Below are 24,714 nucleotides of genomic sequence, written 5' to 3' on the forward strand. Positions count from 1 at the left end.
GCCGATCACATACCGACGGAGGGGTGAGGCATGTCCGGAGGCGTCAGCCGTAGAGCCGTGCTGGGTGCGGGGGCCGGGGCGGGGATCGGTTTCCTGGCGCTGCCCGCGTCGACTTCGGTGGCGGAGGCGGATGTGGGCTTACGGCCCACCGACCCCGGCGCGTACATCTCCTTCACCGGTGGGGTCTTCTCGCTCGTGGGTGCCCCGGTCGTCGTCAGCCCCGAGGACCACCCCGGGGTCGTACGGGTCGCGGGGGACCTGCGCGACGACATCGAGCGGGTGACGGGTGTGCGGCCCGGCGGCACGGTCGCGCGGGAGGCCGTGCTGGTGGGAACGATCGGCCGCAGCCCCCTGATCGACGGGCTGGTGGCGTCGGGCAAGCTCGATGTGAGCGGCGTGCGCGGCCGGTGGGAGACCTCGCTGCAGACCGTCGTGGAGGACCCGATGCCCGGGGTCGAGCGGGCCCTTGTGATCGCGGGCAGCGATCCGCGCGGCACGATCTTCGGCGCGTACGACGTCTCGTACGGCATCGGGGTCTCGCCCTGGTACTGGTGGGACGACGTGCCGCCGGTCCACCGGGACGAGGTTTACGTGCGGCCGGGCCGGTTCAGCCAGGGCACGCCTGCCGTGAAGTACCGGGGTGTCTTCATCAACGACGAGAACCCGGCGCTGGGGACGTGGGCACCGAAGTACTTCGGCCCCGGGAAGGCGCCGGGTCACCCCGGGGGCTTCACCGCGGACTTCTGGGCCAAGGTCTTCGAGGTGGTGCTGCGGCTGAAGGGGAACTACGTCTGGCCCGCCGTGTGGGGGAGGGCCTTCGCCGAGGACGATCCGGAGAACCACGCGCGGGCCAAGCAGTACGGGATTGTCATGGGCACGTCTCACGAGGCGCCCATGATGAGGGGCATCGAGGAGTGGAACCGGCACGCCGTGCCCGCGGTGCGGGACAGTTCCGGGAAGATCGTCACACCTGGACGGGACCCCTACGGCGGCACGGGCGAGTGGTCGTACCGGCGCAACGCCGAGGCCGTCAAGGCCTACTGGCGCGACGGTATCCGGCGCATGGTCGACCAGGACTTCGAGGGCGTGGTCACGCTCGGGATGCGGGGCAACGGCGACACGAGCCTCCCCGACGGCGACGGCATCGAACTGATGCGGGAGATCATCGCCACCCAGCGGGACATCATCGCCGAGGTGACGGGGCGGCCGGTGGAGGAGACCCCGCAGGTCTGGACGCTCTACAAGGAGGTCCAGCGCTACTGGGACCGCGGACTGCGCGCGCCCGACGACGTGACCGTGGTCCTCACGGACGACAACTGGGGCAACATCCGCAAGCACCCGGACCCGAAGGAGCCCCGGAGCGGTGGCTACGGCCTGTACTACCACTTCGACTACGTGGGCGTCGGCCGCAACTACAAGTGGGTCGACACGGCGAACCTCGCCAACCTCTGGGACCAGCTCCACCAGGCCCACGCGTACGGCAACCACGGCCTGTGGGTGACGAACGTCGGCGACCTCAAGGGAAACGAGCTGCCGACCGAGTTCTTCCTGAACTACGCCTGGAACCCGGACCGCCTGGGCCTGTCCGAGCTGGAGCAGTGGGAGCGGCGGTACGCGCGGCAGAACTTCGGCGCGGCCCAGGCGGAGGCCATCGCCGCCGTGCTCGCCGAGTACGGGCAGCTCCAGGCGCGCCGCAAGCCGGAGCTGCTGAACCGCCGGATCACGCTCGACCCGGCCAAGGACCCGGCGAAGGAGGAGTCGGCGGTCGTGTACGACGACCAGGAGACGCCCTTCTTCTTCGGCCACCGCGAGCTGGAGCGGGTCACGGGGGAGTGGCGGAAGCTGGCGAAGGCGGCGGAGCGGATCGAGCGACGGCTTCCGGCGAGGGCACGGGACGCGTGGTTCGAGCTGGTCGGCTACCAGGTGCAGGCGACCGCGAACGTGTACGCGCTGCGGGAGGCCGAGTTCGAGAACCTGCTGTACGCGGCTCAGGGGCGCGCCGCCACGAACGACCGGGCGACGCAGGCGGAGGCCGGCCTGGAGCGCGACTTCGCCCTGGCCCGGCGCTTCAACACCGAGGTGGCGGGCGGCAAATGGGACGGCTTCCAGACCCAGCCGCACATCGGCTACGGGGACGTGGAACGGTACGGGCCGAACGCGGGCTGGCAGCAGCCCGAGAAGGACCACGTGGCCCTGCCGGACGAGATCTTCCCCAAGGTCAAACGCGTCGAGGTGCCCGAAGCGGCCGGCCTCGGGGTGTCGGTGGACGGTGCGGAGGACGCGGGGGAGTGGTGGCCCGGGGGCGCGCAGGGCGTGGCCGTGCTCCCGGTGTTCAGCCCGTACCAGACCCGCCCCGACCAGTACGTCGAGGTGTTCAACCGGGGCCGCACACCCTTCGAGTACCGGATCGAGTCGTCGGTGCCGTGGCTGCGGGCCGACCGTCCGCGCGGCCGGGTCGGACAGCAGGTGCGGGTGACGCTGACGGTGGACTGGGCGCGGGTGCCGGCGGGCGGTGCGGAGGGGGCCTTGGTGGTGAGCGGCGCGGGAGCCTCGGTGACCGTCAGGGCGGTCGCCGAGAAACCGGCACGGCGGGGGCTGCGGGGCTTCGTGGAAGCCGGCGGGTACGTGGCGATGGACGCCGAGAACGCCACGAGGGTCGTCGACTCCCAGGGTGTGCGCTGGAGGCGGATCGACCGCATCGGCCGTACGGGAGCGGGGATGACCGCGTGGCCGGTCACGGCTCCCCGGCAGACGCCCGGCGGCTCCGGGCCACGCCTGGAGTACGAGGTGACGCTGCTGTCGGCGGGCGACGTGACGGTCTGGTCGTACCTCTCGCCACGGAACCCGACGCTCGTGACGGGCGGGCTGCGGTACGGGGTGTCGTTCGACGACGGTGAGCCGCAGGTCGTCGACATCCACGCGGTCACGGGCGCCGACGACGGCCTGATGAACAAGCAGTGGGCCCGCAACACCTCGGACAACGTCAACGTGACCGCGACCAGGCACACGATCGGGCGGGCCGGTGTGCACCGGCTGAAGTTCTGGATGGTCGATCCGACGGTCGTCCTGCAACGGCTGGTGATCGACACGGGCGGGCTGACGCCGACGTACCTGGGCCCACTGGAGAGCTACCGCGTTCGCTGACGAGAGAGGACCCGCACATGAACCGCTTCCGCCTGCCCACCACCGTCGCCCTGCTGGGTACGGCACTCCTGGTCACGGGCACCGTGACGCAGCCCGCCGCCGCCCACTCCCCGGCCCCGCTGCGCGTCCTCGCCGACCGGGCCGACGTACGCATCGGTACGGCCGTGGACATGACGGCACTGGCCGAGGACAGGACGTACCGCAGAACCACCGCCCGCGAGTTCGACTCGGTGACCGCCGAGAACGTCATGAAGTGGGAGTCGGTGGAGCCGCAGCGAGGTGTCTACGACTGGAAGGCCGCCGACGACCTGGTCCGCTTCGCCCGCGCGCATGGCCAGGTGGTGCGCGGCCACACGCTCGTGTGGCACAGCCAGTTGCCGGGGTGGCTGACGGCGGGGGTGGCGGACGGCTCGATCGGCACGTCCGAACTCCGCACGATTCTGCGCAAGCACATCACCACGGAGGTCAAGCGTTACAAGGGGAAGATCCAGCAGTGGGACGTCGTGAACGAGGTCTTCGAGGAGGACGGCAGTCTGCGCGACTCCATCTGGCTCCAGAAGCTCGGCCCCTCGTACATCGCCGACGCCTTCCGCTGGGCCCACGCGGCCGACCCCAAGGCGAAGCTCTTCCTGAACGACTACAACGTCGAGGGCGTCAACGCGAAGTCCACGGCGTACTACGAACTGGCGAAGGAACTCCGCGCCCAGGGCGTCCCGGTGCAGGGCTTCGGCATCCAGGGGCACCTCGCGATCCAGTACGGCTTCCCGGGGCAGGTCGCCGAGAACCTGGCCCGCTTCGAGGCCCTGGGCATGCAGACGGCGTTCACGGAGGTCGACGTCCGCATGATCATGCCGGCGGACGAGACGAAGCTCGCGACCCAGGCGAGCTACTTCCGGAGGCTGCTGGACGCGTGCCTCGGCGCCCATGGCTGCAGCTCGTTCACGGTGTGGGGCTACACGGACAAGTACTCGTGGGTGCCCGGGGTCTTCGAGGGCCAGGGCGCGGCGACGCCGATGGACGAGGAGTTCGGGCGGAAGCCGGCGTACGGGGCGCTGCGGGATGGGCTGCTGGCGGCGGACCGCTGATCGGCAGGGCGGTCGGTACGAGGCGGGTCGGTACGAGGCCGGTCGGTAGGAGGCCGGGGTAGTACGAGGGCCCGGGTCAGGACGAGGCCCGGGTCAGTACAACGTCGGGATCTCGCCGCCCTCGGCTCTCCTCAGCGTGACTCCCGGCAGGCCGCGCAGCCGGCGTTCCGCGACGGCCGTGAGGGTGTCGGGAGCCGGTGGGGTGAGGCCCAGGCCGATGGCGTAGCGGAGCGGGTCCGTGGTGAAGGGGCGGGGCCAGGCGTGGGTGGCCGGAGCCGTGTCCGACAGGTCGGTCAGCAGGGCCCGCATCCTGCCGCGCACCCGGCCCTCGTCCGCGCCGGGGCCCACCGTCACGACCGCCCAGGCCGCGTGGCGGCGGTGCAGCGGGGGAGGGGACAGCAGCTCGGGCCACGGGAACGGGCTCGCGGCGGAGTCCAGCAGCTCCCAGGCCCGGAAGAGCTCCTGGGTGACGAGGTCGCGCATGCCCTCCGTCACCTGGTCCGTGCAGGGGCGTACCGGGGCGGAGGGTGTCGTGATCGTCAGGGGGAGAGCCTGAGAGCCCCGTACGCCCACCGGTTCGCGCCAGTCCCAGGCGGCCCACGTCGCGAAGAAGTGCCGTAGGAGATCGTCCGGGGGCAGGTCGCCGGCCTCGCCCGCGGTACGGGCCGCCAGGACGGACCAGGCCAGGCCCGGCAGCCCGCCGAACGGGGCCGAGTCCAGACCGCGCGCCCTCGCCCACGCCTTGACCCGCTTGGCCAGCAGGGCGAATGCCGGCCCGTGGGGGCCGGCCGACGCCAGGAGCGCGTCGGCGTCGCTCACCGCGCTGAGGGCCACCGCCGACGCCTCGTCCAGCTCGGACCGGCGGGCCACCGCCTCAGCCGGGTCCATCGAGCCGGTGGCGACGACGGCGAGGTCCACGCTCAGCCCGCCGACCCGGAACCGCAGCCCGGGGACGCGCGCCCCGACCACCTCGCGCGGACCGGTCGCCTCGGGCAGCGCGGACGCCAGTCGCTCCCGCACGGCGGTGAGCCCGACCGTGCCCGGCAGTGCCGCCACCAGGTCCACATCCGCCCCGGGCAGGGCGCAGCCCATGCGCCGGGAGCCGACGAGGTGGACGACACCGTCGGACAGCGCCTCCGCGACGCGGGTGACGATCCGGTCGGCGGTGGCGCTCTCGGCCGAGGCGCTCTCGGTGGGGACGGCCTCGTCCGCGTACCGAGCGGACTCCTCGGCCCAGCGGACCTCTCCCGTCCCCAGCGTCACCGTCGCCCGTACGCGCATCGGCTCGTCCCCGCGGCGGGACAGCAGCGCGAGCTCCCCCACGCGGACCGGCATCGGGGGGAGACGGGGCGCGCACTCGGCGGCCAGGGCGTTCGGATCGGTCGTGCGGCCCAGGCTCAGATGGGGGGTGAAGCCCGCGTGGCGGCCACGGCAGCGGGGGAAGCGCCGCACCAGCGTCCGGTGCAGGGCGGCCCATGGCTCCTCGCCTTCGGCGGCGGGATCGAGCCAGACGGTGGCGGCGTCCCGGTGGCCGAACCAGTGCACGCCCTCCAGGCGGGCGTCGAAGGGAGCCGTGGCGGCGGCCGCCACGGCGAGTGCCGGTGCCGCCTGCTCGAACATGTGCTCCGGTACGAAGCCGAAGAGCAGGTTGACGTGCGGGGACCAGCGGTGGATCTGCGGGTCGTGGTCCCGGCGGACGTCCTGGAGCGGCGGCCACAGCTCCCGGGGCGGGATCCACGCGAGGGCCGTACGGGGAGTCGGCCGCGCGTCCAGGACGTCGTACGTCACCGGCTCGGCCGAGTCCGGCGCCAGCTCCACCCGCACCCCGTAGTGATCGGAGATGTGGAGGCCCTCGGCCGAGGGCTTGTCGCCGTACAGCTCGGCCCGCCGTACCCGCAGGTCCTCCGCGCGCAGCAGCACCCGGTCCAGCCGCGAGGCCCGGCCGGTCAGGGAGGAGACCGCGGCCAGCGGGTTGGCGCCCGGGTCGAACGTCGGCGTCGCGTCGTCGGCTCCGTGCGTCTCGCTCCACGCGTCCCGCATGCCGAGGGTCACCTGTGGTGTGTCGCCGCCGTCGTTGAAGTCGCCCATCAGGACGAGGCCGTCCTCCAGGCCCGCCAAGCCCTCGGCGATACGGGTCAGTTCGCCCTCGCGCCGGTCGGCGCCGTTCTCCGAGTGGTCGCTGCTGAGATGCGTCGCGGCGACGACGAGAGGCCCAGTGCCCGTCTCCACGACCAGGGCGGTCACCGCCTTGTGCGGGCCGAGCGCGTGGTGCGCGGCCTCCCGGACGGGCAACCGGCTCAGGAGCAGCAGACCGCAGTCGTCCACGTCCCGGCCCCGTGGATCGGTGCCGAGCGTCCAGCCCGCCCGCACCCACGGCTCCCGCAGCAGCATGGCCAGCAGGTCCGCCTCGACCTCCTGCAGCGCGATCACGTCCACGTCGGCCTCACGCAAGGCCCGCAGGAGCGGCGGTCGGCGCCGGGCGCTGTGGATCAGGTCCGCGTCGTACCGGTCCCAGAGGGTGTTCCAGGTCAGCACCCGCACATCGCCGGAGCCGGAGCCGGAGCCGGAGCCGGAGCCGGGACCGGTGGCGTGGTGTGGCGAGCGCACGGGGCGCCAGTCCTCCCCGTCCCACGCATGGGGCGTACGGGCCGTGAAGAACGGCGCGCGGAGCCGTCGCGCCTCCCGCACCCGCCCGGCCTCCGTCGCGTCCATCCGGTCCACACCCGTGGCCCGGTCCCACACCACCTCGCCGTCGGCCTCGAAGAACAGCACCCGGTGCCACGGGATCTCGCCGCCCGGCACGAAGTCGGGCAGCGGGACGCGCTGGGGTTCCGCGCCGCGCTGCAGCACGCCCAGCACGAAGCGGGCCGGGTCGAAACGCGCGTCCCAGCGCACCCGGTGGAAGATCTCCTCGCTCGTACGCACCGGTCAGACCTCCTCCTCGACCGTCCCGCTCGCCCCGATGTACCAGGTGCGGTGGGCGTCGCCCGGATACGGCGGGCCGAAGCGGCACACCTGGGCGGTGAGCACCTCGGGCGGTACCCGGTGCTCACGGCGGGCGTTGCGCCGTACCAGCTCCTCCTCGTCGACGAGGACCACCGCGTGGGTGAGCAGGGCGTCGTGGCGGTGGGCGAGCGTGTGGACGACCGAGCGCTGCTGCTTGTTGAGGGACGTGGCGTCCCACACCACGGTCCCTCCGGCGGCCAGGGCCCTGTCCAGCCGGCCGAGCCCCTCGCGCAGGACGTCCTTGTTGGCCCGCTGGTCGGCACGTGAACCGCGGGCCTCGCGCAGGTCGTCGAGGCTGATGTACGTGTCCACGCCCGGGAGGCTCCGGGCGAAGGTGCTCTTGCCGCTGCCCGCCGGGCCGACCATCTGGATCAGGCTCGGAAAGGCGCCGGAGCGCCAGCGCCAGGTCGCGGCCACCGCCTCGTCGAGACCGCCGATCCGTCCCCGCGCGTACGCCTCGCGTGCCTCGGCCCGGCAGCGGACGGCCGCGTCCCCCGGCAGATCCGCGAAGGCCTCCCGCAGCCCGTCCTCGTCCAGGCCGCCGACGTCCTCGGCGTGCAGCGCCGACCACTCCACCTGTTCGCGTGCCTCGTCCGTGTCCGCCGTGGCCCGGGCCACCGCGTGCAGGAGCCCGAGATCGGCGGCGTACGACAGCCGCACCAGGCCCGCCCGCCGCTCCCCGTCCGGATACGGGCGCCGCAGCGCCGGGTGCAGTCCTACGAGATCGGCGACCCGGCGTGCGAGCGGCATGCCCGCGGCCCCGGCGATCCTGGGCGCGATCCGTGCCCGCCGGCCCCCGTGCAGCAGCGCGGCCAGGACACCGGCGAGCCGGTCGTCCCCGGACCGCCCCGCCGGATCGAACCGGGCCACGGCCTCCGGGTCCCCCTCGCCCGACAGGCCCACCGCGCGCAGCAGAGCGTCCGCGTCGACCGCCGCTCCCGAACGCACCGCCCACAGAGCGGCCCCGGGCCCGAGCCCGTTCTCCACGACGGCCGCGTGCATCCAGTGCGTGTCCGTCCGCACGTGCCCGGCCCGCACCCACTTGGCGACCCGCTGCCCGAACTCCCGCGCGTCGAAGGCGTCGGCGACCCGGACGACGTATCCCTCCTGCCGCCCGAGGTCCAGCCGCAGAGCACGCAGCGCCCTCTCGTCGAACACTCCGCGCCACAGCACCGGCGGCACGGGAACGCCGAGCCCGCGCAGATACGTGACCGTCCGGTCCCAGTCCAGGCAGCGGCCGTCGGCGTCCCACACCGAGAAGCCGTAGAACCAGCTCTCCAGGTTCTCGTACGCGATCGAGTGTCGTGCGTACATGTTCTCGCCGCACACACGCCAGCCCTCGGGGATGGCGTGACCGATGCGGCCCTGGAGCCCCTTGACCCAGGCGCGGGAGGGATGGTGGGCCGAGTCCAGCGAGCGGGCGTGCAGGCCGTCGGCGTACAGGGTGGTGTTCTCGCCGTCGAGCTTCTCGGTCACGACGACCTCGCGTCCCCGCAGGCCCGACAGGTCCGTGACCCGGAGATCGTCCGCCGTCGCGCCGGGCGACCAGGGCAGATGCCGGGTGCGTGGGTACTGCGTACGCATGATGAGCGTCCCCCCGTGGCAACCGACGTACACGATCAGCGTAGGAGCGCGGGGGAGGGGCGAGCCAGCGGATTAGCGGCGGGCCGCCGGGGGAAGGAGCGCGCTGAGCGGGCTCCGGGGGGCTCGGACGAGCCAGGTTTGATCTACGTCACCCTCCGGGTACCCTCTTCGGCTCGATTGGCCAGTGCCGTGCCCCGTATGGCAGACTAGCGGGGTTGCTCGGTCGAGTGTTGATGCTGCGCGCCTCCCGCCGGGAGGACCGGAAGCGAGTCCCACAGTACTCGTCGTCCCAACTGCCACACGGCAGCGCTGGGGCGGACGTACGGGAATCTTCCGGGAAGCGTGGGCGCGGCACCGGCCAGGCACCCGGTGGGCGATTTCGCTCCCGGCCCGCGGATCTGGTAGGGCTCCGCGTTCCCCGGCAGGGATGTTCGGACAAGGGACATCTGTGTCAGCGGATGCGCGACACGCCCGACCGCGTGGGTCGGAGGAAGTCAATGGAACACCGGGTTCCAGAGCTGTAGAGAGACAGGACTACGAAGTAGCCATGGCGGGACAGAAGATCCGCATCCGGCTCAAGGCCTACGACCACGAGGTCATCGACTCCTCGGCGAAGAAGATCGTCGAGACGGTGACCCGCACTGGTGCGTCGGTCGCGGGCCCGGTGCCGCTGCCCACTGAGAAGAACGTGTACTGCGTCATCAAGTCGCCGCACAAGTACAAGGACTCGCGCGAGCACTTCGAGATGCGCACGCACAAGCGCCTGATCGACATCCTCGACCCGACCCCCAAGACCGTTGACTCTCTGATGCGACTCGACCTCCCGGCCGGTGTCGACATCGAGATCAAGCTCTGAGGCCGGTGATCTGAGAATGACCAAGCAGATCAAGGGCATCCTGGGCGAGAAGCTCGGCATGACGCAGGTGTGGGACGAGAACAACCGCGTTGTTCCGGTCACCGTCGTCAAGGCCGGCCCGAACGTCGTCACCCAGGTCCGTACGAACGACACCGACGGCTACGAGTCGGTCCAGATCGCCTTCGGCGAGATCGACCCGCGCAAGGTGAACAAGCCCCTCAAGGGCCACTTCGCCAAGGCCGACGTCACCCCCCGTCGCCACCTCGTCGAGATCCGCACCGCGGACGCCTCCGAGTACACGCTGGGCCAGGAGATCACCGCTGAGGTGTTCGAGGCCGGCGTCAAGGTCGACGTGACCGGCAAGAGCAAGGGCAAGGGCTTCGCCGGTGTCATGAAGCGCCACAACTTCGGTGGCCTCGGCGCCGGACACGGCACCCAGCGCAAGCACCGCTCCCCCGGTTCGATCGGTGGCTGCGCCACCCCGGGCCGCGTGTTCAAGGGCCTCCGCATGGCGGGTCGCATGGGCAACGAGCGGGTCACCACCCAGAACCTGACCGTCCACGCCGTTGACGCGGAGAAGGGTCTGCTGCTCATCAAGGGCGCGGTTCCCGGTCCGAACGGCGGCCTCGTCCTGGTCCGCACCGCGGCCAAGGGGGCCTGAGGTAACCGATGAGCACTGTTGACATCCTTTCGCCTGCCGGCGAGAAGGCCGGTACCGTCGAGCTCCCCGCGGAGATCTTCGGTGTGGAGAAGGTCAGCATCCCGCTGATCCACCAGGTCGTCGTCGCGCAGAACGCCGCTGCCCGTCAGGGCACGCACAAGACGAAGACCCGTGGCGAGGTCCGCGGTGGTGGCAAGAAGCCTTACCGCCAGAAGGGCACCGGCCGCGCCCGCCAGGGCTCGACCCGCGCGCCGCAGTTCGCCGGTGGTGGCGTCGTGCACGGTCCCGTGCCGCGCGACTACTCGCAGCGCACCCCGAAGAAGATGAAGGCTGCCGCCCTGCGTCACGCCCTCACCGACCGGGCCCGCGCCAACCGCATCCACGTCGTCACCGGCGTGATCGAGGGCGACACCCCCTCCACGAAGGCCGCCAAGAGCCTGTTCGGCAAGATCAGCGAGCGCAAGAACCTGCTCCTGGTCGTCGAGCGCGCCGACGAGGCCGCGTGGCTGTCCGCCCGCAACCTGCCCCAGGTCCACATCCTGGAGCCGGGCCAGCTGAACACGTACGACGTGATCGTCTCGGACGACGTGGTCTTCACCCAGGCCGCTCTCGAGTCCTTCGTCGCCGGCCCGAAGAAGGCCAACGACACCGAAGGGACTGAGGTCTGATGGCCATCCGTCACCCCTCCATCGCCTCGAAGGCCGCCAAGGCCGCCAAGGCCGCGCGCGTCGCCAAGGCGCGTCGCCACGCCACCGAGGGCAAGAACACCGTCGTCACCCCGGCGAGCAAGGCGTACACGGACCCCCGTGACGTCCTGCTGAAGCCGGTCGTGTCGGAGAAGAGCTACGCGCTCCTCGACGAGAACAAGTACACGTTCGTCGTCGACCCGCGTGCCAACAAGACCCAGATCAAGGAGGCCGTCCAGTCGGTCTTCCAGGTCAAGGTCACCGGGGTCAACACGATCAACCGCATCGGCAAGCGCAAGCGGACCCGCACGGGTTACGGCCAGCGCGCCGCCACGAAGCGCGCGATCGTGACCCTTGCCGAGGGCGACCGTATCGACATCTTCGGCGGTCCGACCTCCTGACGGAGGTCAGAGCGTCCAGATTTCGGAAGAACTTCCGAGGACTGAGAGACAATGGGTATCCGCAAGTACAAGCCGACGACTCCGGGCCGTCGTGGCTCCAGCGTCGCCGACTTCGTCGAGGTCACGCGGTCCACGCCGGAGAAGTCGCTGGTCCGCCCCCTGCACAGCAAGGGTGGCCGTAACAACTCCGGTCGTGTGACCGTCCGCCACCAGGGCGGTGGCCACAAGCGCGCCTACCGCGTGATCGACTTCCGTCGTCACGACAAGGACGGCGTGCCGGCGAAGGTCGCGCACATCGAGTACGACCCCAACCGCACCGCGCGCATCGCGCTGCTGCACTACGCCGACGGCGAGAAGCGCTACATCCTCGCGCCGCGCGGCCTGCAGCAGGGCGACCGCATCGAGAACGGTCCCGGGGCCGACATCAAGCCGGGCAACAACCTCGCCCTGCGCAACATCCCGGTCGGTACGACGCTGCACGCGATCGAGCTCCGTCCGGGCGGCGGCGCCAAGTTCGCCCGCTCCGCCGGTGCCTCCGTGCAGCTGCTCGCGAAGGAGGGCTCGATGGCCCACCTCCGCATGCCGTCCGGTGAGATCCGCCTGGTCGACGTGCGCTGCCGCGCCACCGTCGGCGAGGTCGGCAACGCCGAGCAGAGCAACATCAACTGGGGCAAGGCCGGCCGCAAGCGCTGGCTGGGCGTCCGCCCGACCGTTCGCGGTGTGGCGATGAACCCGGTTGACCACCCCCACGGTGGTGGTGAGGGCAAGACCTCCGGTGGTCGCCACCCGGTCAGCCCCTGGGGTCAGAAGGAAGGTCGTACTCGTTCGCCCAAGAAGGCGTCGAACAAGTACATCGTCCGCCGCCGCAAGACGAACAAGAAGCGCTAGGAGCGGGTTTAGATGCCGCGCAGTCTCAAGAAGGGGCCCTTCGTCGACGAGCACCTCATCAAGAAGGTGGATGCTCAGAACGAGGCCGGCACCAAGAACGTCATCAAGACCTGGTCCCGTCGCTCCATGATCGTGCCGGCCATGCTCGGCCACACGCTCGCGGTGCACAACGGCAAGACCCACATCCCGGTGTTCGTCACCGAGTCGATGGTCGGCCACAAGCTCGGCGAGTTCTCGCCGACGCGCACCTTCCGGGGTCACGTCAAGGAAGACCGGAAGTCGAAGCGCCGCTAGTAGCGGATCGCATTCAGACATAAGTAACTCTGAAGGGACAACCATGGAAGCCAGGGCCCAGGCGCGGTACATCCGCGTCACGCCCATGAAGGCCCGCCGTGTGGTGGACCTCATCCGTGGCATGGACGCCACGGAGGCCCAGGCTGTTCTGCGATTCGCTCCGCAGGCAGCCTCCGTGCCGGTCGGCAAGGTGCTCGACAGCGCCATCGCCAACGCCGCGCACAACTACGACCACCCGGACGCCTCCTCGCTGTTCATCAGCGAGGCGTACGTCGACGAGGGCCCGACCCTGAAGCGGTTCCGTCCGCGCGCCCAGGGCCGTGCCTACCGGATCCGCAAGCGGACCAGCCACATCACCGTGGTCGTCAGCAGCAAGGAAGGAACCCGGTAATGGGCCAGAAGGTTAACCCGCATGGGTTCCGGCTCGGTGTCACCACGGACTTCAAGTCCCGCTGGTACGCCGACAAGCTGTACAAGGACTACGTCAAGGAAGACGTCGCCATCCGTCGGATGATGACGTCCGGCATGGAGCGCGCCGGCATCTCGAAGGTGGAGATCGAGCGCACCCGTGACCGCGTGCGTGTGGACATCCACACCGCTCGTCCGGGCATCGTCATCGGCCGCCGTGGCGCCGAGGCCGACCGCATCCGCGGTGACCTCGAGAAGCTCACGGGCAAGCAGGTCCAGCTGAACATCCTCGAGGTCAAGAACCCCGAGACCGACGCTCAGCTCGTGGCCCAGGCCGTCGCCGAGCAGCTCTCCTCCCGCGTCTCCTTCCGCCGCGCCATGCGCAAGAGCATGCAGTCGGCGATGAAGGCGGGCGCCAAGGGCATCAAGATCCAGTGCGGTGGCCGCCTCGGCGGCGCCGAGATGTCCCGCTCGGAGTTCTACCGCGAGGGCCGTGTGCCCCTGCACACGCTCCGCGCGAACGTGGACTACGGCTTCTTCGAGGCCAAGACGACCTTCGGCCGCATCGGTGTGAAGGTCTGGATCTACAAGGGCGACGTGAAGAACATCGCCGAGGTCCGCGCCGAGAACGCCGCTGCCCGTGCGGGTAACCGCCCGGCCCGCGGTGGTGCCGACCGCCCGGCCCGTGGTGGCCGCGGTGGCGAGCGGCGCGGTCGCAAGCCGCAGCAGTCCGCCGCGGCGGCCGAGGCCCAGACGGCCGAGGCGCCCGCGGCACCGGCCGCCGAGCCCAGCGCTGCTGGAAAGGAGAGCTGACCCATGCTGATCCCACGTAGGGTCAAGCACCGCAAGCAGCACCACCCGAAGCGCGGTGGCGCTGCCAAGGGTGGCACGCAGGTTGCGTTCGGCGAGTACGGCATCCAGGCGCTGACCCCGGCCTACGTGACGAACCGCCAGATCGAGGCGGCTCGTATCGCGATGACCCGCCACATCAAGCGTGGCGGCAAGGTCTGGATCAACATCTACCCGGACCGTCCGCTCACCAAGAAGCCCGCTGAGACCCGCATGGGTTCCGGTAAGGGTTCTCCCGAGTGGTGGATCGCCAACGTCAAGCCCGGACGTGTGATGTTCGAGCTGTCGTACCCCAACGAGAAGATCGCGCGCGAGGCCCTGACCCGTGCGGCTCACAAGCTGCCGATGAAGTGCAAGATCGTTAAGCGCGAGGCAGGTGAAGCGTGATGTCGGCCGGTACCAAGGCGTCCGAGCTGCGCGAGCTGGGCAACGAGGAGCTTCTCGCGAAGCTTCGCGAGGCCAAGGAAGAGCTGTTCAACCTCCGCTTCCAGGCGGCGACCGGTCAGCTCGAGAACCATGGCCGTCTGAAGGCGGTCCGCAAGGACATCGCGCGGATCTACACCCTGATGCGCGAGCGTGAGCTGGGCATCGAAACGGTGGAGAGCGCCTGATGAGCGAGAGCAACGTGACTGAGAACACCGCTGAAGCGCGCGGCTTCCGCAAGACCCGTGAGGGTCTGGTCGTCAGCGACAAGATGGACAAGACCGTCGTCGTCGCCGTCGAGGACCGCGTGAAGCACGCCCTGTACGGCAAGGTCATCCGCCGTACGAACAAGCTCAAGGCCCACGACGAGCAGAACGCCGCGGGTGTCGGCGACCGCGTCCTCCTCATGGAGACCCGGCCGCTCTCCGCGACGAAGCGCTGGCGCGTCGTCGAGATCCTCGAGAAGGCGAAGTAATACAAGCGGGGGCCCCGCCCCCGCTGCCCCCGCCGGGGCTTGTCCCCGGCACCCGCTGGGGCCTCCTCCTTCGGGAAGGCAGCCCCGGGCAGAGGGACCCGGCGCCGGGCCCGACGGCCGGTCCGCGAGTGCATCGCGGTCCCGACCGAAAGGCCTGCGCCCGGACCCACTGGGACATCGCCCCCGGCCCCGGTCGGCGGGCGAGGCACCGGAAGGCCTGTGCCAGGCCGTCGGTCGGGCCGCGAGGAAACTCGCGGACACCGGCCGGACGGCCCGCGGCCGCGGGCGGCCCGCGCGTCAGCGCGAGCCCGCCGGGCGGCTCGGCCGGTCCGGCGCCGGCCCACCCCGTAGGGGCGTCGTCGAGGCCATCGGCCCGGACGGCGCACGCCCCCGGCGGCAAGGGTTTCCGCCTCCAGAGGCGCAAGTAATTCCTGCGGGAGCAACTCGCAGGACGGTTCCGCCAGGCTCTCCGGCTCAACCCCGGAGGGAACCGGCAGACAAACAGGAGATAGACGTGATCCAGCAGGAGTCGCGACTGCGTGTCGCCGACAACACTGGTGCGAAGGAGATCCTTTGCATCCGTGTGCTCGGTGGCTCCGGTCGCCGCTACGCGGGCATCGGTGACGTCATCGTCGCCACCGTCAAGGACGCGATCCCCGGTGGCAACGTGAAGAAGGGTGACGTCGTCAAGGCGGTCATCGTTCGCACCGTCAAGGAGCGCCGCCGTCCGGACGGCTCGTACATCCGCTTCGACGAGAACGCCGCCGTCATTCTGAAGAACGACGGCGACCCTCGCGGCACCCGTATCTTCGGCCCGGTCGGCCGTGAGCTGCGCGAGAAGAAGTTCATGAAGATCATCTCGCTCGCGCCGGAGGTGCTGTAAGCATGAAGATCAAGAAGGGCGACCTGGTCCAGGTCATCACCGGCAAGGACAAGGGCAAGCAGGGCAAGGTCATCGCGGCCTTCCCCCGCGAGGACCGTGTCCTGGTCGAGGGTGTCAACCGGGTCAAGAAGCACACCAAGGCCGGTCCGACCGCTCGCGGTTCGCAGGCAGGCGGCATCGTCACGACCGAGGCGCCGATCCACGTCTCCAACGTCCAGCTGGTCGTGGAGAAGGACGGCAAGAAGGTCGTCACGCGTGTCGGTTACCGCTTCGACGACGAAGGCAACAAGATCCGCGTTGCCAAGCGGACGGGTGAGGACATCTGATGGCTACCACCACCACTCCGCGTCTGAAGACGAAGTACCGCGAGGAGATCGCGGGCAAGCTGCGTGACGAGTTCAAGTACGAGAACGTCATGCAGATCCCCGGCCTCGTCAAGATCGTGGTCAACATGGGTGTGGGCGACGCCGCCCGCGACTCCAAGCTGATCGAGGGCGCCATCCGCGACCTCACCACGATCACCGGTCAGAAGCCGGCCGTCACCAAGGCCCGCAAGTCCATCGCGCAGTTCAAGCTGCGTGAGGGCCAGCCGATCGGTGCCCACGTCACGCTCCGTGGCGACCGCATGTGGGAGTTCCTGGACCGCACCCTGTCGCTCGCGCTGCCGCGCATCCGCGACTTCCGCGGCCTGTCCCCCAAGCAGTTCGACGGCCGTGGCAACTACACCTTCGGTCTCACGGAGCAGGTCATGTTCCACGAGATCGACCAGGACAAGATCGACCGCGTCCGGGGTATGGACATCACCGTGGTGACCACGGCGACCAACGACGCTGAGGGCCGCGCGCTCCTTCGTCACCTCGGCTTCCCCTTCAAGGAGGCGTGAGCGAGATGGCGAAGAAGGCTCTGATCGCGAAGGCTGCCCGCAAGCCGAAGTTCGCCGTGCGCGGCTACACCCGCTGCCAGCGGTGTGGCCGTCCGCACTCCGTCTACCGCAAGTTCGGCCTGTGCCGCGTGTGCCTCCGTGAGATGGCTCACCGTGGCGAGCTGCCGGGCGTGACCAAGAGCTCCTGGTAATCCCCCACTTCAGGGATTCTGGAAGCTCTCGGTAAGTAAAGGGTTCGGTCAGGTGCCCACCTCTCCATGGCTTAGGCTAGGAGGGTTGGGCGCCTGACGCCCACACGACTTACTACGCCGTAGGTCCACCGCGCCGCACCCGCCCCGTCTCGGATCGGGGAGAGGGATGGCGCACCAGGAAACCCCGGCGAGAGAGGCCGAAGGCCAATTCATGACCATGACTGATCCGATCGCAGACATGCTCACGCGTCTGCGGAACGCGAACTCGGCGTACCACGACTCCGTGGCGATGCCGCACTCGAAGATCAAGTCGCACATCGCGGAGATCCTCCAGCAGGAGGGCTTCATCACGGGCTGGAAGGTCGAGGACGCCGAGGTCGGCAAGAACCTCGTCCTGGAGCTGAAGTTCGGCCCCAACCGTGAGCGCTCCATCGCGGGCATCAAGCGGATCTCCAAGCCCGGTCTCCGGGTGTACGCGAAGTCCACCAACCTGCCGAAGGTGCTCGGCGGCCTCGGCGTGGCGATCATCTCCACGTCGCACGGGCTCCTCACCGACAAGCAGGCCGGCAAGAAGGGCGTGGGTGGGGAAGTCCTCGCCTACGTCTGGTAGCGGAAGGGAACGGAGGAAACAGCTATGTCGCGCATCGGCAAGCTCCCCATCGCGGTTCCCGCCGGCGTGGACGTCACCATCGACGGCCGGACGGTCTCGGTCAAGGGCCCCAAGGGCTCGCTGACCCACACCGTCGCGGCGCCCATCGAGGTCGCCAAGGGCGAGGACGGCACCCTGCAGGTGACCCGCCCGAACGACGAGCGTCAGAACAAGGCCCTGCACGGCCTGTCCCGCACGCTGGTGGCGAACATGATCACCGGCGTGACCCAGGGTTACGTGAAGAAGCTCGAGATCAGTGGTGTCGGTTACCGCGTGACCGCCAAGGGATCGAACCTCGAGTTCGCGCTCGGTTACAGCCACCCGATCCTCGTGGAGGCCCCCGAGGGCATCACCTTCAAGGTGGAGGCCCCGACCCGTTTCTCGGTCGAGGGCATCGACAAGCAGAAGGTCGGCGAGGTCGCGGCCAACATCCGCAAGCTCCGCAAGCCCGACCCGTACAAGGCCAAGGGCGTCAAGTACGAGGGCGAAGTCATCCGCCGCAAGGTCGGAAAGGCGGGTAAGTAAGCCATGGCATACGGTACGAAGATCGCCAAGGGTGACGCCTACAAGCGCGCCGCGATCAAGCGCCGCCACATCCGGATCCGTAAGAAGGTCAACGGTACGGCCGAGCGTCCCCGCCTGGTCGTGACGCGTTCGAACCGCCACATCGTCGCCCAGGTCATCGACGACATCAAGGGTCACACCCTGGCGTCGGCGTCGTCCCTGGACGCCTCGATCCGTGGTGAGGGCGAGAAGTCCGCGCAGGCCGGCAAGGTCGGCGCCCTGGTCGCCGAGCGCGCCAAGGCCGCGGGCGTCGAGGCCGTCGTGTTCGACCGCGGTGGCAACCGGTACGCGGGTCGCATCGCGGCTCTCGCCGACGCCGCCCGCGAAGCCGGGCTCAAGTTCTGAGCCGCTTCCGAAGCTAGCGGAAACAGAGAGAGGTAAATCCAATGGCTGGACCCCAGCGCCGCGGTGGCGGTGCCGGTGGCGGCGAGCGGCGGGACCGGAAGGGCCGTGACGGCGGCGCAGCTGCCGCCGAGAAGACCGCGTACGTTGAGCGCGTTGTCGCGATCAACCGCGTCGCCAAGGTTGTGAAGGGTGGTCGTCGCTTCAGCTTCACCGCGCTGGTCGTGGTGGGCGACGGTGACGGCACCGTGGGTGTCGGATACGGCAAGGCCAAGGAGGTGCCGGCCGCCATCGCCAAGGGCGTTGAGGAGGCCAAGAAGCACTTCTTCAAGGTCCCCCGGATCCAGGGCACCATCCCGCACCCCATCCAGGGTGAGAAGGCTGCCGGCGTCGTGCTGCTCAAGCCCGCGTCCCCCGGTACCGGTGTGATCGCCGGTGGTCCGGTGCGTGCCGTGCTCGAGTGCGCCGGTATCCACGACGTGCTGTCGAAGTCGCTCGGCTCCGACAACGCGATCAACATCGTGCACGCGACCGTGGAGGCCCTCAAGGGTCTGCAGCGTCCCGAGGAGATCGCGGCCCGCCGTGGTCTGCCGCTCGAGGACGTCGCCCCCGCGGCTCTCCTCCGTGCGCGTGCCGGGGCGGGTGTGTGATCATGGCGCAGCTCAAGATCACGCAGGTCAAGTCCTACATCGGCAGCAAGCAGAACCACCGTGACACCCTGCGCTCCCTTGGTCTCAAGGGCATCAACACGCAGGTCGTCAAGGAGGACCGCCCCGAGTTCCGCGGCATGGTGCACACCGTCCGCCACCTCGTGACGGTCGAGGAGGTCGACTGATCATGGCGGAGCAGAACCCGCTCAAGATCCACAACCTCCGTCCCGCCCCGGGCGCCAAGACCGCCAAGACCCGCGTCGGTCGTGGTGAGGCGTCGAAGGGTAAGACGGCCGGTCGTGGTACCAAGGGCACCAAGGCCCGCTACCAGGTTCCGGAGCGCTTCGAGGGTGGCCAGATGCCGCTCCACATGCGCCTCCCGAAGCTGAAGGGCTTCAAGAACCCGTTCAAGACGGAGTACCAGGTCGTGAACCTGGACAAGCTCGCCGCCCTCTACCCCGAGGGTGGGGAGGTCACCGTTGCCGACCTGGTCGCCAAGGGTGCCGTCCGCAAGAACAGCCTTGTCAAGGTCCTCGGCCAGGGCGAGGTCTCCGTGGCGCTGCAGGTGACGGTCGACGCCGTCTCCGGCTCCGCCAAGGAGAAGATCACCGCCGCCGGCGGTACCGTCACCGAGCTCGTCTGACCATCACGGCAGGCGTCTTGATGACCTGAACGATCCCACCGGGGATGCCCCACAAAAGGGGTATCCCCGGTTGGTCGTTCCGAGGGGGCAGTCTCGCCGGTAAGGTGGCCAGCACTGCCAACTTTCACAGGATGCTTCACATGAGGCACTCTGAGCGGCAGTTGACCGTTACGTATTCGTCGAACCTCAAGACCGTCACCCTTGACGCAGTAGCGCGGGGGTCGCAGGAGGCACCGTGCTCACCGCGTTCGCCCGGGCGTTCAAGACGCCCGACCTGCGCAAGAAGCTGCTCTTCACGCTCGGCATCATCGTGGTCTACCGGATCGGTACGCACATCCCGATCCCGGGCGTCGACTACACCGCCGTCCAGTTCTGCATCGACCAGGCGAACGCCAACCAGGGCCTGTTCGGTCTGGTCAACATGTTCAGTGGCGGCGCGCTGCTCCAGATCACGGTCTTCGCGCTCGGCATCATGCCGTACATCACGGCGAGCATCATCCTTCAGTTGCTGACCGTGGTGATTCCGCGCCTGGAAGCCCTGAAGAAGGAGGGCCAGGCCGGTACGGCGAAGATCACGCAGTACACCCGTTACCTGACGGTGGCGCTGGCGATCCTCCAGGGCACGGGTCTGGTGGCCACCGCACGCAGCGGCTCGCTGTTCTCCAACTGCACCCTGGCGAGCTCCATCGTCCCGGACCGCTCGATCTTCACCACGATCACCATGGTGATCACGATGACCGCCGGTACGGCCGTCGTCATGTGGCTCGGCGAGCTCATCACCGACCGCGGCATCGGCAACGGCATGTCGATCCTGATGTTCATCTCGATCGCCGCCACCTTCCCGTCCGCGCTGTGGGCCATCAAGAAGCAGGGCGACCTGGCGGGCGGCTGGATCGAGTTCGGCACCGTCATCGCGGTCGGCCTGGTCATGGTCGCGCTCGTGGTCTTCGTCGAGCAGGCCCAGCGCCGTATCCCCGTGCAGTACGCGAAGCGCATGATCGGCCGCCGCTCCTACGGCGGCACCTCGACCTACATCCCGCTCAAGGTGAACCAGGCGGGTGTGATCCCCGTCATCTTCGCCTCGTCGCTGCTCTACATTCCCGCGCTGATCGTCCAGTTCTCCAACTCCCAGGCGGGTTGGGCGACCTGGATCCAGCAGAATCTGGCGGACACGGCGGCGCCCGCGCACATCACTCTCTACTTCTTCCTGATTGTCTTCTTCGCCTTCTTCTACGTGGCCATCTCGTTCAACCCCGAGGAAGTCGCGGACAACATGAAGAAGTATGGTGGCTTCATCCCGGGCATCCGGGCTGGTCGGCCGACCGCTGAGTACCTTTCGTACGTGCTCAACCGGATCACCTGGCCGGGCTCGCTGTATCTGGGGCTGATCGCTCTCGTCCCGACGATGGCGTTGGCTGGTTTCGGGGCAAACCAGAACTTCCCGTTCGGCGGAACCAGCATCCTCATCATCGTGGGTGTGGGTCTGGAGACGGTGAAGCAGATCGAGAGCCAGCTTCAGCAGCGCAATTACGAAGGGTTCCTCCGCTGATGCGAATCGTCCTCGTCGGGCCGCCCGGTGCCGGCAAGGGAACGCAGGCCGCGTACCTTGCCCAGAACCTGTCGATCCCGCACATCTCCACGGGCGACCTCTTCCGTGCGAACATCAGCCGGCAGACGGAGCTCGGCAAACTCGCGAAGTCCTACATGGACAAGGGCGAGCTGGTGCCGGACGAGGTCACCATCGCGATGGCCAAGGACCGCATGGAGCAGCCGGACGCCGTGGGCGGCTTCCTGCTCGACGGCTTCCCGCGGAACGTGTCGCAGGCCGAGGCGCTCGACGAGACGCTCACGACCGAGAGCATGAAGCTCGACGCGGTGCTGGACCTGGAGGTCCCCGAGGACGAGGTCGTCAAGCGGATCGCCGGCCGCCGCATCTGCCGGAACGACTCGGCGCACGTCTTCCACGTGTCGTACAAGCCGGCGAAGCAGGAGGGCGTCTGCGACGTGTGCGGTGGGGAGCTGTACCAGCGCGACGACGACTCCGAGGAGACCGTGCGCAAGCGGCTGGAGGTCTACCACACGCAGACCGAGCCGATCATCGACTACTACAAGGCCCAGGGCCTCGTGGTGACGATCTCCGCGCTCGGGAAGGTGGAAGAGGTCACCGAGCGGGCGATGGAAGCGCTGCAGCGCAAGGACGACGGTAAGTAGGCGCGCTTTGCCTCGGCCGCGGCCCCCTGGTGGGGGTCGCGGCCGAAGTGCGCGTGCGGGCGGAAGCCGCGCGTGTCGTCACCCGTATCGTTGAAGGGTCCGTGTTTCTTTCCGGTCCAGAAAGGCCGTAGTCCTCATGGTGCAGATCAAGACCCCCGAGCAGATCGCCAAGATGCGCGAGGCGGGGCTGGTCGTCGCCGCCATCCACGCGGCCACCCGTGAGGCGGCCGTGCCGGGTGCCACCACCAAGGACCTCGACGAGGTGGCCCGCAAGGTGATCGCGGAGCACGGGGCCAAGTCGAACTTCCTGGGGTACGGCGGCTTCCCGGCGACCATCTGCACCTCGGTGAACGAGGTCGTCGTCCACGGGATCCCGAGCGACGAGGTCGTCCTGAAGGACGGCGACATCATCTCGATCGACGCCGGCGCGATCGTTGACGGCTGGCACGGGGACGCGGCGTACACCGCCTTCGTGGGCTCCGGTCACGCTCCGGAGCTCGTCGAGCTCTCCCGGGTGACGGAGGAGTCGATGTGGGCCGGTATCGCGGCGATGAAGCAGGGGAACCGGCTCGTGGACGTCTCGAAGGCGATCGAGACGTACATCCGGCGCCAGCCGAAGCCCGGCGGGGGCAAGTACGGGATCGTCGAGGACTACGGCGGGCACGGGATCGGCACGGAGATGCACATGGATCCCCACCTGCTGAACTACGTCGACCGGCGGCGGGGGAAGGGGCCGAAGCTGGTGCCGGGGTTCTGCCTGGCCATCGAGCCCATGGTGTCGCTGGGGACGCCCAAGACGGAGGTCCTCGAGGACGACTGGACGGTCATCACGACGGACGGTACGTGGTCCTCGCACTGGGAGCACTCGGTGGCGTTGACGGAGGCGGGGCCGCTGGTCCTGACGGCGCCTGACGGGGGCCGGGCGAAGTTGGCGGAGTACGGGGTCGCCGCGGCGCCTGATCCGTTGGGTTGAGCGGGCTTGGGCCCGGTGCCGCCGGTCGGAGGCCGGCGCAGCCGCTCGAAGCCAGGGATGCGCTCCGGCGCCTGATCCGTTGGGTTGAGGGCCGTCCGGGGACGGCCCTTCGGCTTCGTGGGCGGCCGCGGGTGTGTGGGCTGATCGCGCCCACGCGGCGGAGCCGCATGTTCGACACAGCTCCGCGCCCCTTCGGGGCGCTTAACGATCTCTTCGCGTGGGCAGTCTCTCTCGATTCGTGTTTCTCGGGACGCTGACGTAGACTGACTCGTCGGCTCTCGTGTACCCGTGTGTCCGCATACAGGGTGCGTGAGGCCGATCAAGGTAGTCGATTCCGAAGGGCGAAGCGTGGCCAAGAAGCAAGGTGCCATCGAGATCGAGGGCACTGTCGTCGAGTCTCTGCCGAACGCCATGTTCAAGGTCGAGCTCCAGAACGGCCACCAGGTCCTGGCACACATCAGCGGCAAGATGCGTATGCACTACATCCGCATCCTCCCTGACGACCGGGTCGTGGTGGAGCTCTCTCCGTACGACCTGACGCGTGGCCGGATCGTCTACCGCTACAAGTAGATCTTGCCCAGGTCCCGCGTTCCCCGCAGGGCCGCCGGCAACTGACCCGGAGAACCTCACATCCCATGAAGGTCAAGCCGAGCGTCAAGAAGATCTGCGACAAGTGCAGGGTGATCCGCCGTCACGGTCGGGTCATGGTCATCTGCGAGAACCCGCGCCACAAGCAGCGCCAGGGCTGACGCACGATCGATCGATCCCTCTGCATCGGTATCGCAGGGATTCGCGCGACGCGAGCTGAATATGTTCATACGCAGGACCCGGGCGCCCAGGCGCCCGACACCCCCGGTTCGGAGGCCGGGGACCCAGTTCGTACCTGGTACGGCGACTGGGAGGCGGTTCTGCTGAAGACCTCCGAGGATCAACTGGAGCCATAGAAGTGGCACGCGTTTCCGGTGTTGACATCCCGCGCGACAAGCGCGTGGAGGTCGCCCTCACCTACGTGTTCGGCATCGGCCGGACCCTCTCGCAGCAGACGCTGGCCGAGACCGGCGTCAACCCGAACACCCGTGTTCGCGATCTGACCGAGGAAGAGCTCGTCAAGATCCGCGAGTACGTGGACAACAACATCAAGACCGAGGGTGACCTCCGTCGCGAGATCCAGGCCGACATCCGCCGCAAGGTCGAGATCGGCTGCTACCAGGGTCTGCGCCACCGCCGTGGTCTGCCCGTCCGTGGTCAGCGCACCAGCACCAACGCCCGCACCCGCAAGGGCCCGCGTCGCGCCATCGCCGGTAAGAAGAAGCCGGGCAAGAAGTAGTCCGCAGCGACACTCGCCGTCCAGCGGTCTTCGCTGTAGGACCGACCACCTCCCGTAGGAGTTAAGAGATGCCCCCCAAGGGACGTCAGGGCGCTGCCAAGAAGGTGCGCCGCAAGGAAAAGAAGAACGTCGCTCACGGCCACGCGCACATCAAGAGCACGTTCAACAACACCATCGTTTCGATCACGGACCCCTCCGGCAACGTGATCTCCTGGGCCTCCGCCGGCCACGTCGGCTTCAAGGGCTCGCGCAAGTCGACCCCCTTCGCCGCGCAGATGGCCGCCGAGTCGGCCGCCCGTCGCGCGCAGGAGCACGGCATGCGCAAGGTCGACGTCTTCGTCAAGGGCCCGGGCTCGGGTCGTGAGACGGCCATCCGTTCGCTGCAGGCGACCGGTCTCGAGGTCGGCTCCATCCAGGACGTGACGCCCACCCCGCACAACGGGTGCCGTCCGCCGAAGCGTCGTCGCGTCTGACGCATCGGGGCGCGGTGGCTCGGTTTCCGGCTGGGGGTGTGGGGGTCGTCCCCCACATGTCGCAGTACGGGTGCCGTCCGCCGAAGCGTCGTCGCGTCTGACGCATCGGGGCGCGGTGGCTCGGTTTCCGGCTGGGGGTGTGGGGGTCGTCCCCCACATGTCGCA

General features: G+C 69.1%; 32 protein-coding genes. 30 read left to right on the forward strand and 2 right to left on the reverse strand.

All coding sequences use genetic code 11. The features are described 5' to 3' along the window. The first annotated feature begins 30 nt into the window (after nucleotides 1-30). A complete protein-coding gene (locus tag ACZ49J_RS21015) occupies nucleotides 31-3,144 on the forward strand; it encodes a glycosyl hydrolase 115 family protein (protein WP_467449959.1) in 3,114 nt (1,037 codons plus the stop codon). 17 nt (nucleotides 3,145-3,161) lie between these two features. After that, complete coding sequence (locus tag ACZ49J_RS21020; protein WP_467449960.1) at nucleotides 3,162-4,229, forward strand: endo-1,4-beta-xylanase; 1,068 nt, start codon at nucleotides 3,162-3,164, stop codon at nucleotides 4,227-4,229. Nucleotides 4,230-4,322: 93 nt separating this feature from the next. On the opposite strand, the gene ACZ49J_RS21025 is transcribed toward ACZ49J_RS21020, so the two are convergent. Both ACZ49J_RS21025 and ACZ49J_RS21030 read right to left on the reverse strand, forming a co-directional pair. Further along, nucleotides 4,323-7,154, reverse strand: coding sequence for a poly(A) polymerase (locus ACZ49J_RS21025; protein ID WP_467449962.1), 2,832 nt, complete (start codon nucleotides 7,152-7,154; stop codon nucleotides 4,323-4,325). Nucleotides 7,155-7,157: 3 nt separating this feature from the next. Then, on the reverse strand, nucleotides 7,158-8,819 hold the full coding sequence (locus tag ACZ49J_RS21030; protein ID WP_467449963.1) for an RNA ligase family protein: 1,662 nt from the start codon (nucleotides 8,817-8,819) through the stop codon (nucleotides 7,158-7,160). A 547-nt stretch (nucleotides 8,820-9,366) separates the two neighbouring features. On the opposite strand from ACZ49J_RS21030, the gene rpsJ reads away from it, so the two are divergent. The 28 genes from rpsJ (at nucleotide 9,367) to rpsK (ending at nucleotide 24,549) form a co-directional block, all read left to right on the forward strand. Further along, complete coding sequence (gene rpsJ, locus ACZ49J_RS21035) at nucleotides 9,367-9,675, forward strand: 30S ribosomal protein S10 (RefSeq protein ID WP_003948644.1); 309 nt, start codon at nucleotides 9,367-9,369, stop codon at nucleotides 9,673-9,675. A gap of 16 nt (nucleotides 9,676-9,691) precedes the next feature. Continuing rightward, on the forward strand, nucleotides 9,692-10,336 hold the full coding sequence (rplC, locus tag ACZ49J_RS21040; protein WP_432135011.1) for a 50S ribosomal protein L3: 645 nt from the start codon (nucleotides 9,692-9,694) through the stop codon (nucleotides 10,334-10,336). An 8-nt stretch (nucleotides 10,337-10,344) separates the two neighbouring features. Further along, nucleotides 10,345-11,004, forward strand: coding sequence for a 50S ribosomal protein L4 (rplD, locus tag ACZ49J_RS21045; RefSeq protein ID WP_467449965.1), 660 nt, complete (start codon nucleotides 10,345-10,347; stop codon nucleotides 11,002-11,004). Then, nucleotides 11,004-11,423, forward strand: a complete 420-nt coding sequence (gene rplW, locus ACZ49J_RS21050) for a 50S ribosomal protein L23 (RefSeq protein WP_467449966.1) — start codon at nucleotides 11,004-11,006, stop codon at nucleotides 11,421-11,423. Before rplD ends, rplW begins: the two co-directional genes overlap by 1 nt. 51 nt (nucleotides 11,424-11,474) lie before the next feature. Continuing rightward, nucleotides 11,475-12,311, forward strand: a complete 837-nt coding sequence (rplB, locus tag ACZ49J_RS21055; RefSeq protein WP_467449967.1) for a 50S ribosomal protein L2 — start codon at nucleotides 11,475-11,477, stop codon at nucleotides 12,309-12,311. 12 nt (nucleotides 12,312-12,323) lie between these two features. Next, entirely contained in the window at nucleotides 12,324-12,605 is a 282-nt protein-coding gene (rpsS, locus tag ACZ49J_RS21060) for a 30S ribosomal protein S19 (RefSeq protein ID WP_467449968.1), read from the forward strand. Between the two features lie 43 nt (nucleotides 12,606-12,648). Then, nucleotides 12,649-12,996: a 50S ribosomal protein L22 gene (rplV, locus tag ACZ49J_RS21065; RefSeq protein ID WP_053759515.1), complete on the forward strand. Its 348-nt coding sequence runs from the start codon at nucleotides 12,649-12,651 to the stop codon at nucleotides 12,994-12,996. Further along, on the forward strand, nucleotides 12,996-13,826 hold the full coding sequence (gene rpsC / locus ACZ49J_RS21070) for a 30S ribosomal protein S3 (RefSeq protein ID WP_381341242.1): 831 nt from the start codon (nucleotides 12,996-12,998) through the stop codon (nucleotides 13,824-13,826). Before rplV ends, rpsC begins: the two co-directional genes overlap by 1 nt. 3 nt (nucleotides 13,827-13,829) lie before the next feature. Beyond that, nucleotides 13,830-14,249, forward strand: coding sequence for a 50S ribosomal protein L16 (gene rplP / locus ACZ49J_RS21075; protein ID WP_467449969.1), 420 nt, complete (start codon nucleotides 13,830-13,832; stop codon nucleotides 14,247-14,249). After that, complete coding sequence (gene rpmC, locus ACZ49J_RS21080) at nucleotides 14,249-14,473, forward strand: 50S ribosomal protein L29 (RefSeq protein ID WP_003974259.1); 225 nt, start codon at nucleotides 14,249-14,251, stop codon at nucleotides 14,471-14,473. Before rplP ends, rpmC begins: the two co-directional genes overlap by 1 nt. Next, on the forward strand, nucleotides 14,473-14,760 hold the full coding sequence (gene rpsQ, locus ACZ49J_RS21085) for a 30S ribosomal protein S17 (RefSeq protein ID WP_328873255.1): 288 nt from the start codon (nucleotides 14,473-14,475) through the stop codon (nucleotides 14,758-14,760). Before rpmC ends, rpsQ begins: the two co-directional genes overlap by 1 nt. Nucleotides 14,761-15,274: 514 nt before the next feature. After that, nucleotides 15,275-15,643, forward strand: coding sequence for a 50S ribosomal protein L14 (gene rplN / locus ACZ49J_RS21090; protein ID WP_003998823.1), 369 nt, complete (start codon nucleotides 15,275-15,277; stop codon nucleotides 15,641-15,643). A 2-nt stretch (nucleotides 15,644-15,645) separates the two neighbouring features. Further along, nucleotides 15,646-15,969 carry a 50S ribosomal protein L24 gene (rplX, locus tag ACZ49J_RS21095; protein ID WP_010036713.1) on the forward strand — a complete coding sequence of 108 codons (324 nt, stop codon included), beginning with the start codon at nucleotides 15,646-15,648 and terminating at the stop codon, nucleotides 15,967-15,969. After that, nucleotides 15,969-16,526 carry a 50S ribosomal protein L5 gene (gene rplE / locus ACZ49J_RS21100; RefSeq protein WP_007494758.1) on the forward strand — a complete coding sequence of 186 codons (558 nt, stop codon included), beginning with the start codon at nucleotides 15,969-15,971 and terminating at the stop codon, nucleotides 16,524-16,526. Before rplX ends, rplE begins: the two co-directional genes overlap by 1 nt. Before the next feature lie 5 nt (nucleotides 16,527-16,531). Then, nucleotides 16,532-16,717 (forward strand): type Z 30S ribosomal protein S14, encoded by a 186-nt coding sequence (locus tag ACZ49J_RS21105; RefSeq protein ID WP_049567381.1) that lies wholly within the window; start codon nucleotides 16,532-16,534, stop codon nucleotides 16,715-16,717. Between the two features lie 211 nt (nucleotides 16,718-16,928). After that, on the forward strand, nucleotides 16,929-17,327 hold the full coding sequence (gene rpsH, locus ACZ49J_RS21110; protein ID WP_004984520.1) for a 30S ribosomal protein S8: 399 nt from the start codon (nucleotides 16,929-16,931) through the stop codon (nucleotides 17,325-17,327). Between the two features lie 24 nt (nucleotides 17,328-17,351). Continuing rightward, nucleotides 17,352-17,891, forward strand: coding sequence for a 50S ribosomal protein L6 (gene rplF / locus ACZ49J_RS21115; protein WP_388702755.1), 540 nt, complete (start codon nucleotides 17,352-17,354; stop codon nucleotides 17,889-17,891). Nucleotides 17,892-17,894: 3 nt separating this feature from the next. Further along, nucleotides 17,895-18,275: a 50S ribosomal protein L18 gene (rplR, locus tag ACZ49J_RS21120; protein WP_467449970.1), complete on the forward strand. Its 381-nt coding sequence runs from the start codon at nucleotides 17,895-17,897 to the stop codon at nucleotides 18,273-18,275. 41 nt (nucleotides 18,276-18,316) lie between these two features. Further along, nucleotides 18,317-18,922: a 30S ribosomal protein S5 gene (gene rpsE / locus ACZ49J_RS21125; protein WP_004984517.1), complete on the forward strand. Its 606-nt coding sequence runs from the start codon at nucleotides 18,317-18,319 to the stop codon at nucleotides 18,920-18,922. Between the two features lie 2 nt (nucleotides 18,923-18,924). Next, nucleotides 18,925-19,107, forward strand: coding sequence for a 50S ribosomal protein L30 (gene rpmD, locus ACZ49J_RS21130; protein ID WP_003974250.1), 183 nt, complete (start codon nucleotides 18,925-18,927; stop codon nucleotides 19,105-19,107). 2 nt (nucleotides 19,108-19,109) lie between these two features. Continuing rightward, a complete protein-coding gene (gene rplO, locus ACZ49J_RS21135) occupies nucleotides 19,110-19,565 on the forward strand; it encodes a 50S ribosomal protein L15 (RefSeq protein WP_134040837.1) in 456 nt (151 codons plus the stop codon). 235 nt (nucleotides 19,566-19,800) lie between these two features. Further along, nucleotides 19,801-21,114, forward strand: a complete 1,314-nt coding sequence (gene secY, locus ACZ49J_RS21140; RefSeq protein WP_467449971.1) for a preprotein translocase subunit SecY — start codon at nucleotides 19,801-19,803, stop codon at nucleotides 21,112-21,114. Then, complete coding sequence (locus ACZ49J_RS21145) at nucleotides 21,114-21,776, forward strand: adenylate kinase (RefSeq protein ID WP_467449973.1); 663 nt, start codon at nucleotides 21,114-21,116, stop codon at nucleotides 21,774-21,776. Before secY ends, ACZ49J_RS21145 begins: the two co-directional genes overlap by 1 nt. A gap of 136 nt (nucleotides 21,777-21,912) precedes the next feature. Beyond that, a complete protein-coding gene (gene map, locus ACZ49J_RS21150; protein ID WP_467449974.1) occupies nucleotides 21,913-22,749 on the forward strand; it encodes a type I methionyl aminopeptidase in 837 nt (278 codons plus the stop codon). Nucleotides 22,750-23,097: 348 nt separating this feature from the next. After that, on the forward strand, nucleotides 23,098-23,319 hold the full coding sequence (gene infA, locus ACZ49J_RS21155) for a translation initiation factor IF-1 (protein ID WP_003948620.1): 222 nt from the start codon (nucleotides 23,098-23,100) through the stop codon (nucleotides 23,317-23,319). A gap of 65 nt (nucleotides 23,320-23,384) precedes the next feature. Then, nucleotides 23,385-23,498 (forward strand): 50S ribosomal protein L36, encoded by a 114-nt coding sequence (rpmJ, locus tag ACZ49J_RS21160; RefSeq protein ID WP_003998809.1) that lies wholly within the window; start codon nucleotides 23,385-23,387, stop codon nucleotides 23,496-23,498. A 197-nt stretch (nucleotides 23,499-23,695) separates the two neighbouring features. Further along, nucleotides 23,696-24,076 carry a 30S ribosomal protein S13 gene (gene rpsM, locus ACZ49J_RS21165; RefSeq protein WP_467449976.1) on the forward strand — a complete coding sequence of 127 codons (381 nt, stop codon included), beginning with the start codon at nucleotides 23,696-23,698 and terminating at the stop codon, nucleotides 24,074-24,076. A gap of 68 nt (nucleotides 24,077-24,144) precedes the next feature. After that, entirely contained in the window at nucleotides 24,145-24,549 is a 405-nt protein-coding gene (gene rpsK / locus ACZ49J_RS21170) for a 30S ribosomal protein S11 (protein WP_003956432.1), read from the forward strand. Nucleotides 24,550-24,714: the final 165 nt, after the last annotated feature.

The organism is Streptomyces sp. NPDC030840 (genome assembly GCF_055572015.1).

Coding starts and splice junctions, on each gene's coding strand:
- rplR (WP_467449970.1), top strand. CDS start 17,895: ATGGCATACGGTACGAAGATCGCCAAGGGTGACGCCTACAAGCGCGCC.
- rplO (WP_134040837.1), top strand. CDS start 19,110: ATGGCGGAGCAGAACCCGCTCAAGATCCACAACCTCCGTCCCGCCCCG.
- ACZ49J_RS21020 (WP_467449960.1), top strand. CDS start 3,162: ATGAACCGCTTCCGCCTGCCCACCACCGTCGCCCTGCTGGGTACGGCA.
- rpmJ (WP_003998809.1), top strand. CDS start 23,385: ATGAAGGTCAAGCCGAGCGTCAAGAAGATCTGCGACAAGTGCAGGGTG.
- rpmD (WP_003974250.1), top strand. CDS start 18,925: ATGGCGCAGCTCAAGATCACGCAGGTCAAGTCCTACATCGGCAGCAAG.
- rplC (WP_432135011.1), top strand. CDS start 9,692: ATGACCAAGCAGATCAAGGGCATCCTGGGCGAGAAGCTCGGCATGACG.
- rplB (WP_467449967.1), top strand. CDS start 11,475: ATGGGTATCCGCAAGTACAAGCCGACGACTCCGGGCCGTCGTGGCTCC.
- rplE (WP_007494758.1), top strand. CDS start 15,969: ATGGCTACCACCACCACTCCGCGTCTGAAGACGAAGTACCGCGAGGAG.
- rplF (WP_388702755.1), top strand. CDS start 17,352: ATGTCGCGCATCGGCAAGCTCCCCATCGCGGTTCCCGCCGGCGTGGAC.
- map (WP_467449974.1), top strand. CDS start 21,913: ATGGTGCAGATCAAGACCCCCGAGCAGATCGCCAAGATGCGCGAGGCG.
- rplX (WP_010036713.1), top strand. CDS start 15,646: ATGAAGATCAAGAAGGGCGACCTGGTCCAGGTCATCACCGGCAAGGAC.
- rpsE (WP_004984517.1), top strand. CDS start 18,317: ATGGCTGGACCCCAGCGCCGCGGTGGCGGTGCCGGTGGCGGCGAGCGG.
- ACZ49J_RS21015 (WP_467449959.1), top strand. CDS start 31: ATGTCCGGAGGCGTCAGCCGTAGAGCCGTGCTGGGTGCGGGGGCCGGG.
- rpsK (WP_003956432.1), top strand. CDS start 24,145: ATGCCCCCCAAGGGACGTCAGGGCGCTGCCAAGAAGGTGCGCCGCAAG.
- rplD (WP_467449965.1), top strand. CDS start 10,345: ATGAGCACTGTTGACATCCTTTCGCCTGCCGGCGAGAAGGCCGGTACC.
- rpmC (WP_003974259.1), top strand. CDS start 14,249: ATGTCGGCCGGTACCAAGGCGTCCGAGCTGCGCGAGCTGGGCAACGAG.
- ACZ49J_RS21030 (WP_467449963.1), bottom strand. CDS start 8,819: ATGCGTACGCAGTACCCACGCACCCGGCATCTGCCCTGGTCGCCCGGC.
- ACZ49J_RS21105 (WP_049567381.1), top strand. CDS start 16,532: ATGGCGAAGAAGGCTCTGATCGCGAAGGCTGCCCGCAAGCCGAAGTTC.
- rplP (WP_467449969.1), top strand. CDS start 13,830: ATGCTGATCCCACGTAGGGTCAAGCACCGCAAGCAGCACCACCCGAAG.
- rplW (WP_467449966.1), top strand. CDS start 11,004: ATGGCCATCCGTCACCCCTCCATCGCCTCGAAGGCCGCCAAGGCCGCC.
- rpsS (WP_467449968.1), top strand. CDS start 12,324: ATGCCGCGCAGTCTCAAGAAGGGGCCCTTCGTCGACGAGCACCTCATC.
- ACZ49J_RS21145 (WP_467449973.1), top strand. CDS start 21,114: ATGCGAATCGTCCTCGTCGGGCCGCCCGGTGCCGGCAAGGGAACGCAG.
- rpsQ (WP_328873255.1), top strand. CDS start 14,473: ATGAGCGAGAGCAACGTGACTGAGAACACCGCTGAAGCGCGCGGCTTC.
- rpsJ (WP_003948644.1), top strand. CDS start 9,367: ATGGCGGGACAGAAGATCCGCATCCGGCTCAAGGCCTACGACCACGAG.
- rpsC (WP_381341242.1), top strand. CDS start 12,996: ATGGGCCAGAAGGTTAACCCGCATGGGTTCCGGCTCGGTGTCACCACG.
- rpsH (WP_004984520.1), top strand. CDS start 16,929: ATGACCATGACTGATCCGATCGCAGACATGCTCACGCGTCTGCGGAAC.
- rplV (WP_053759515.1), top strand. CDS start 12,649: ATGGAAGCCAGGGCCCAGGCGCGGTACATCCGCGTCACGCCCATGAAG.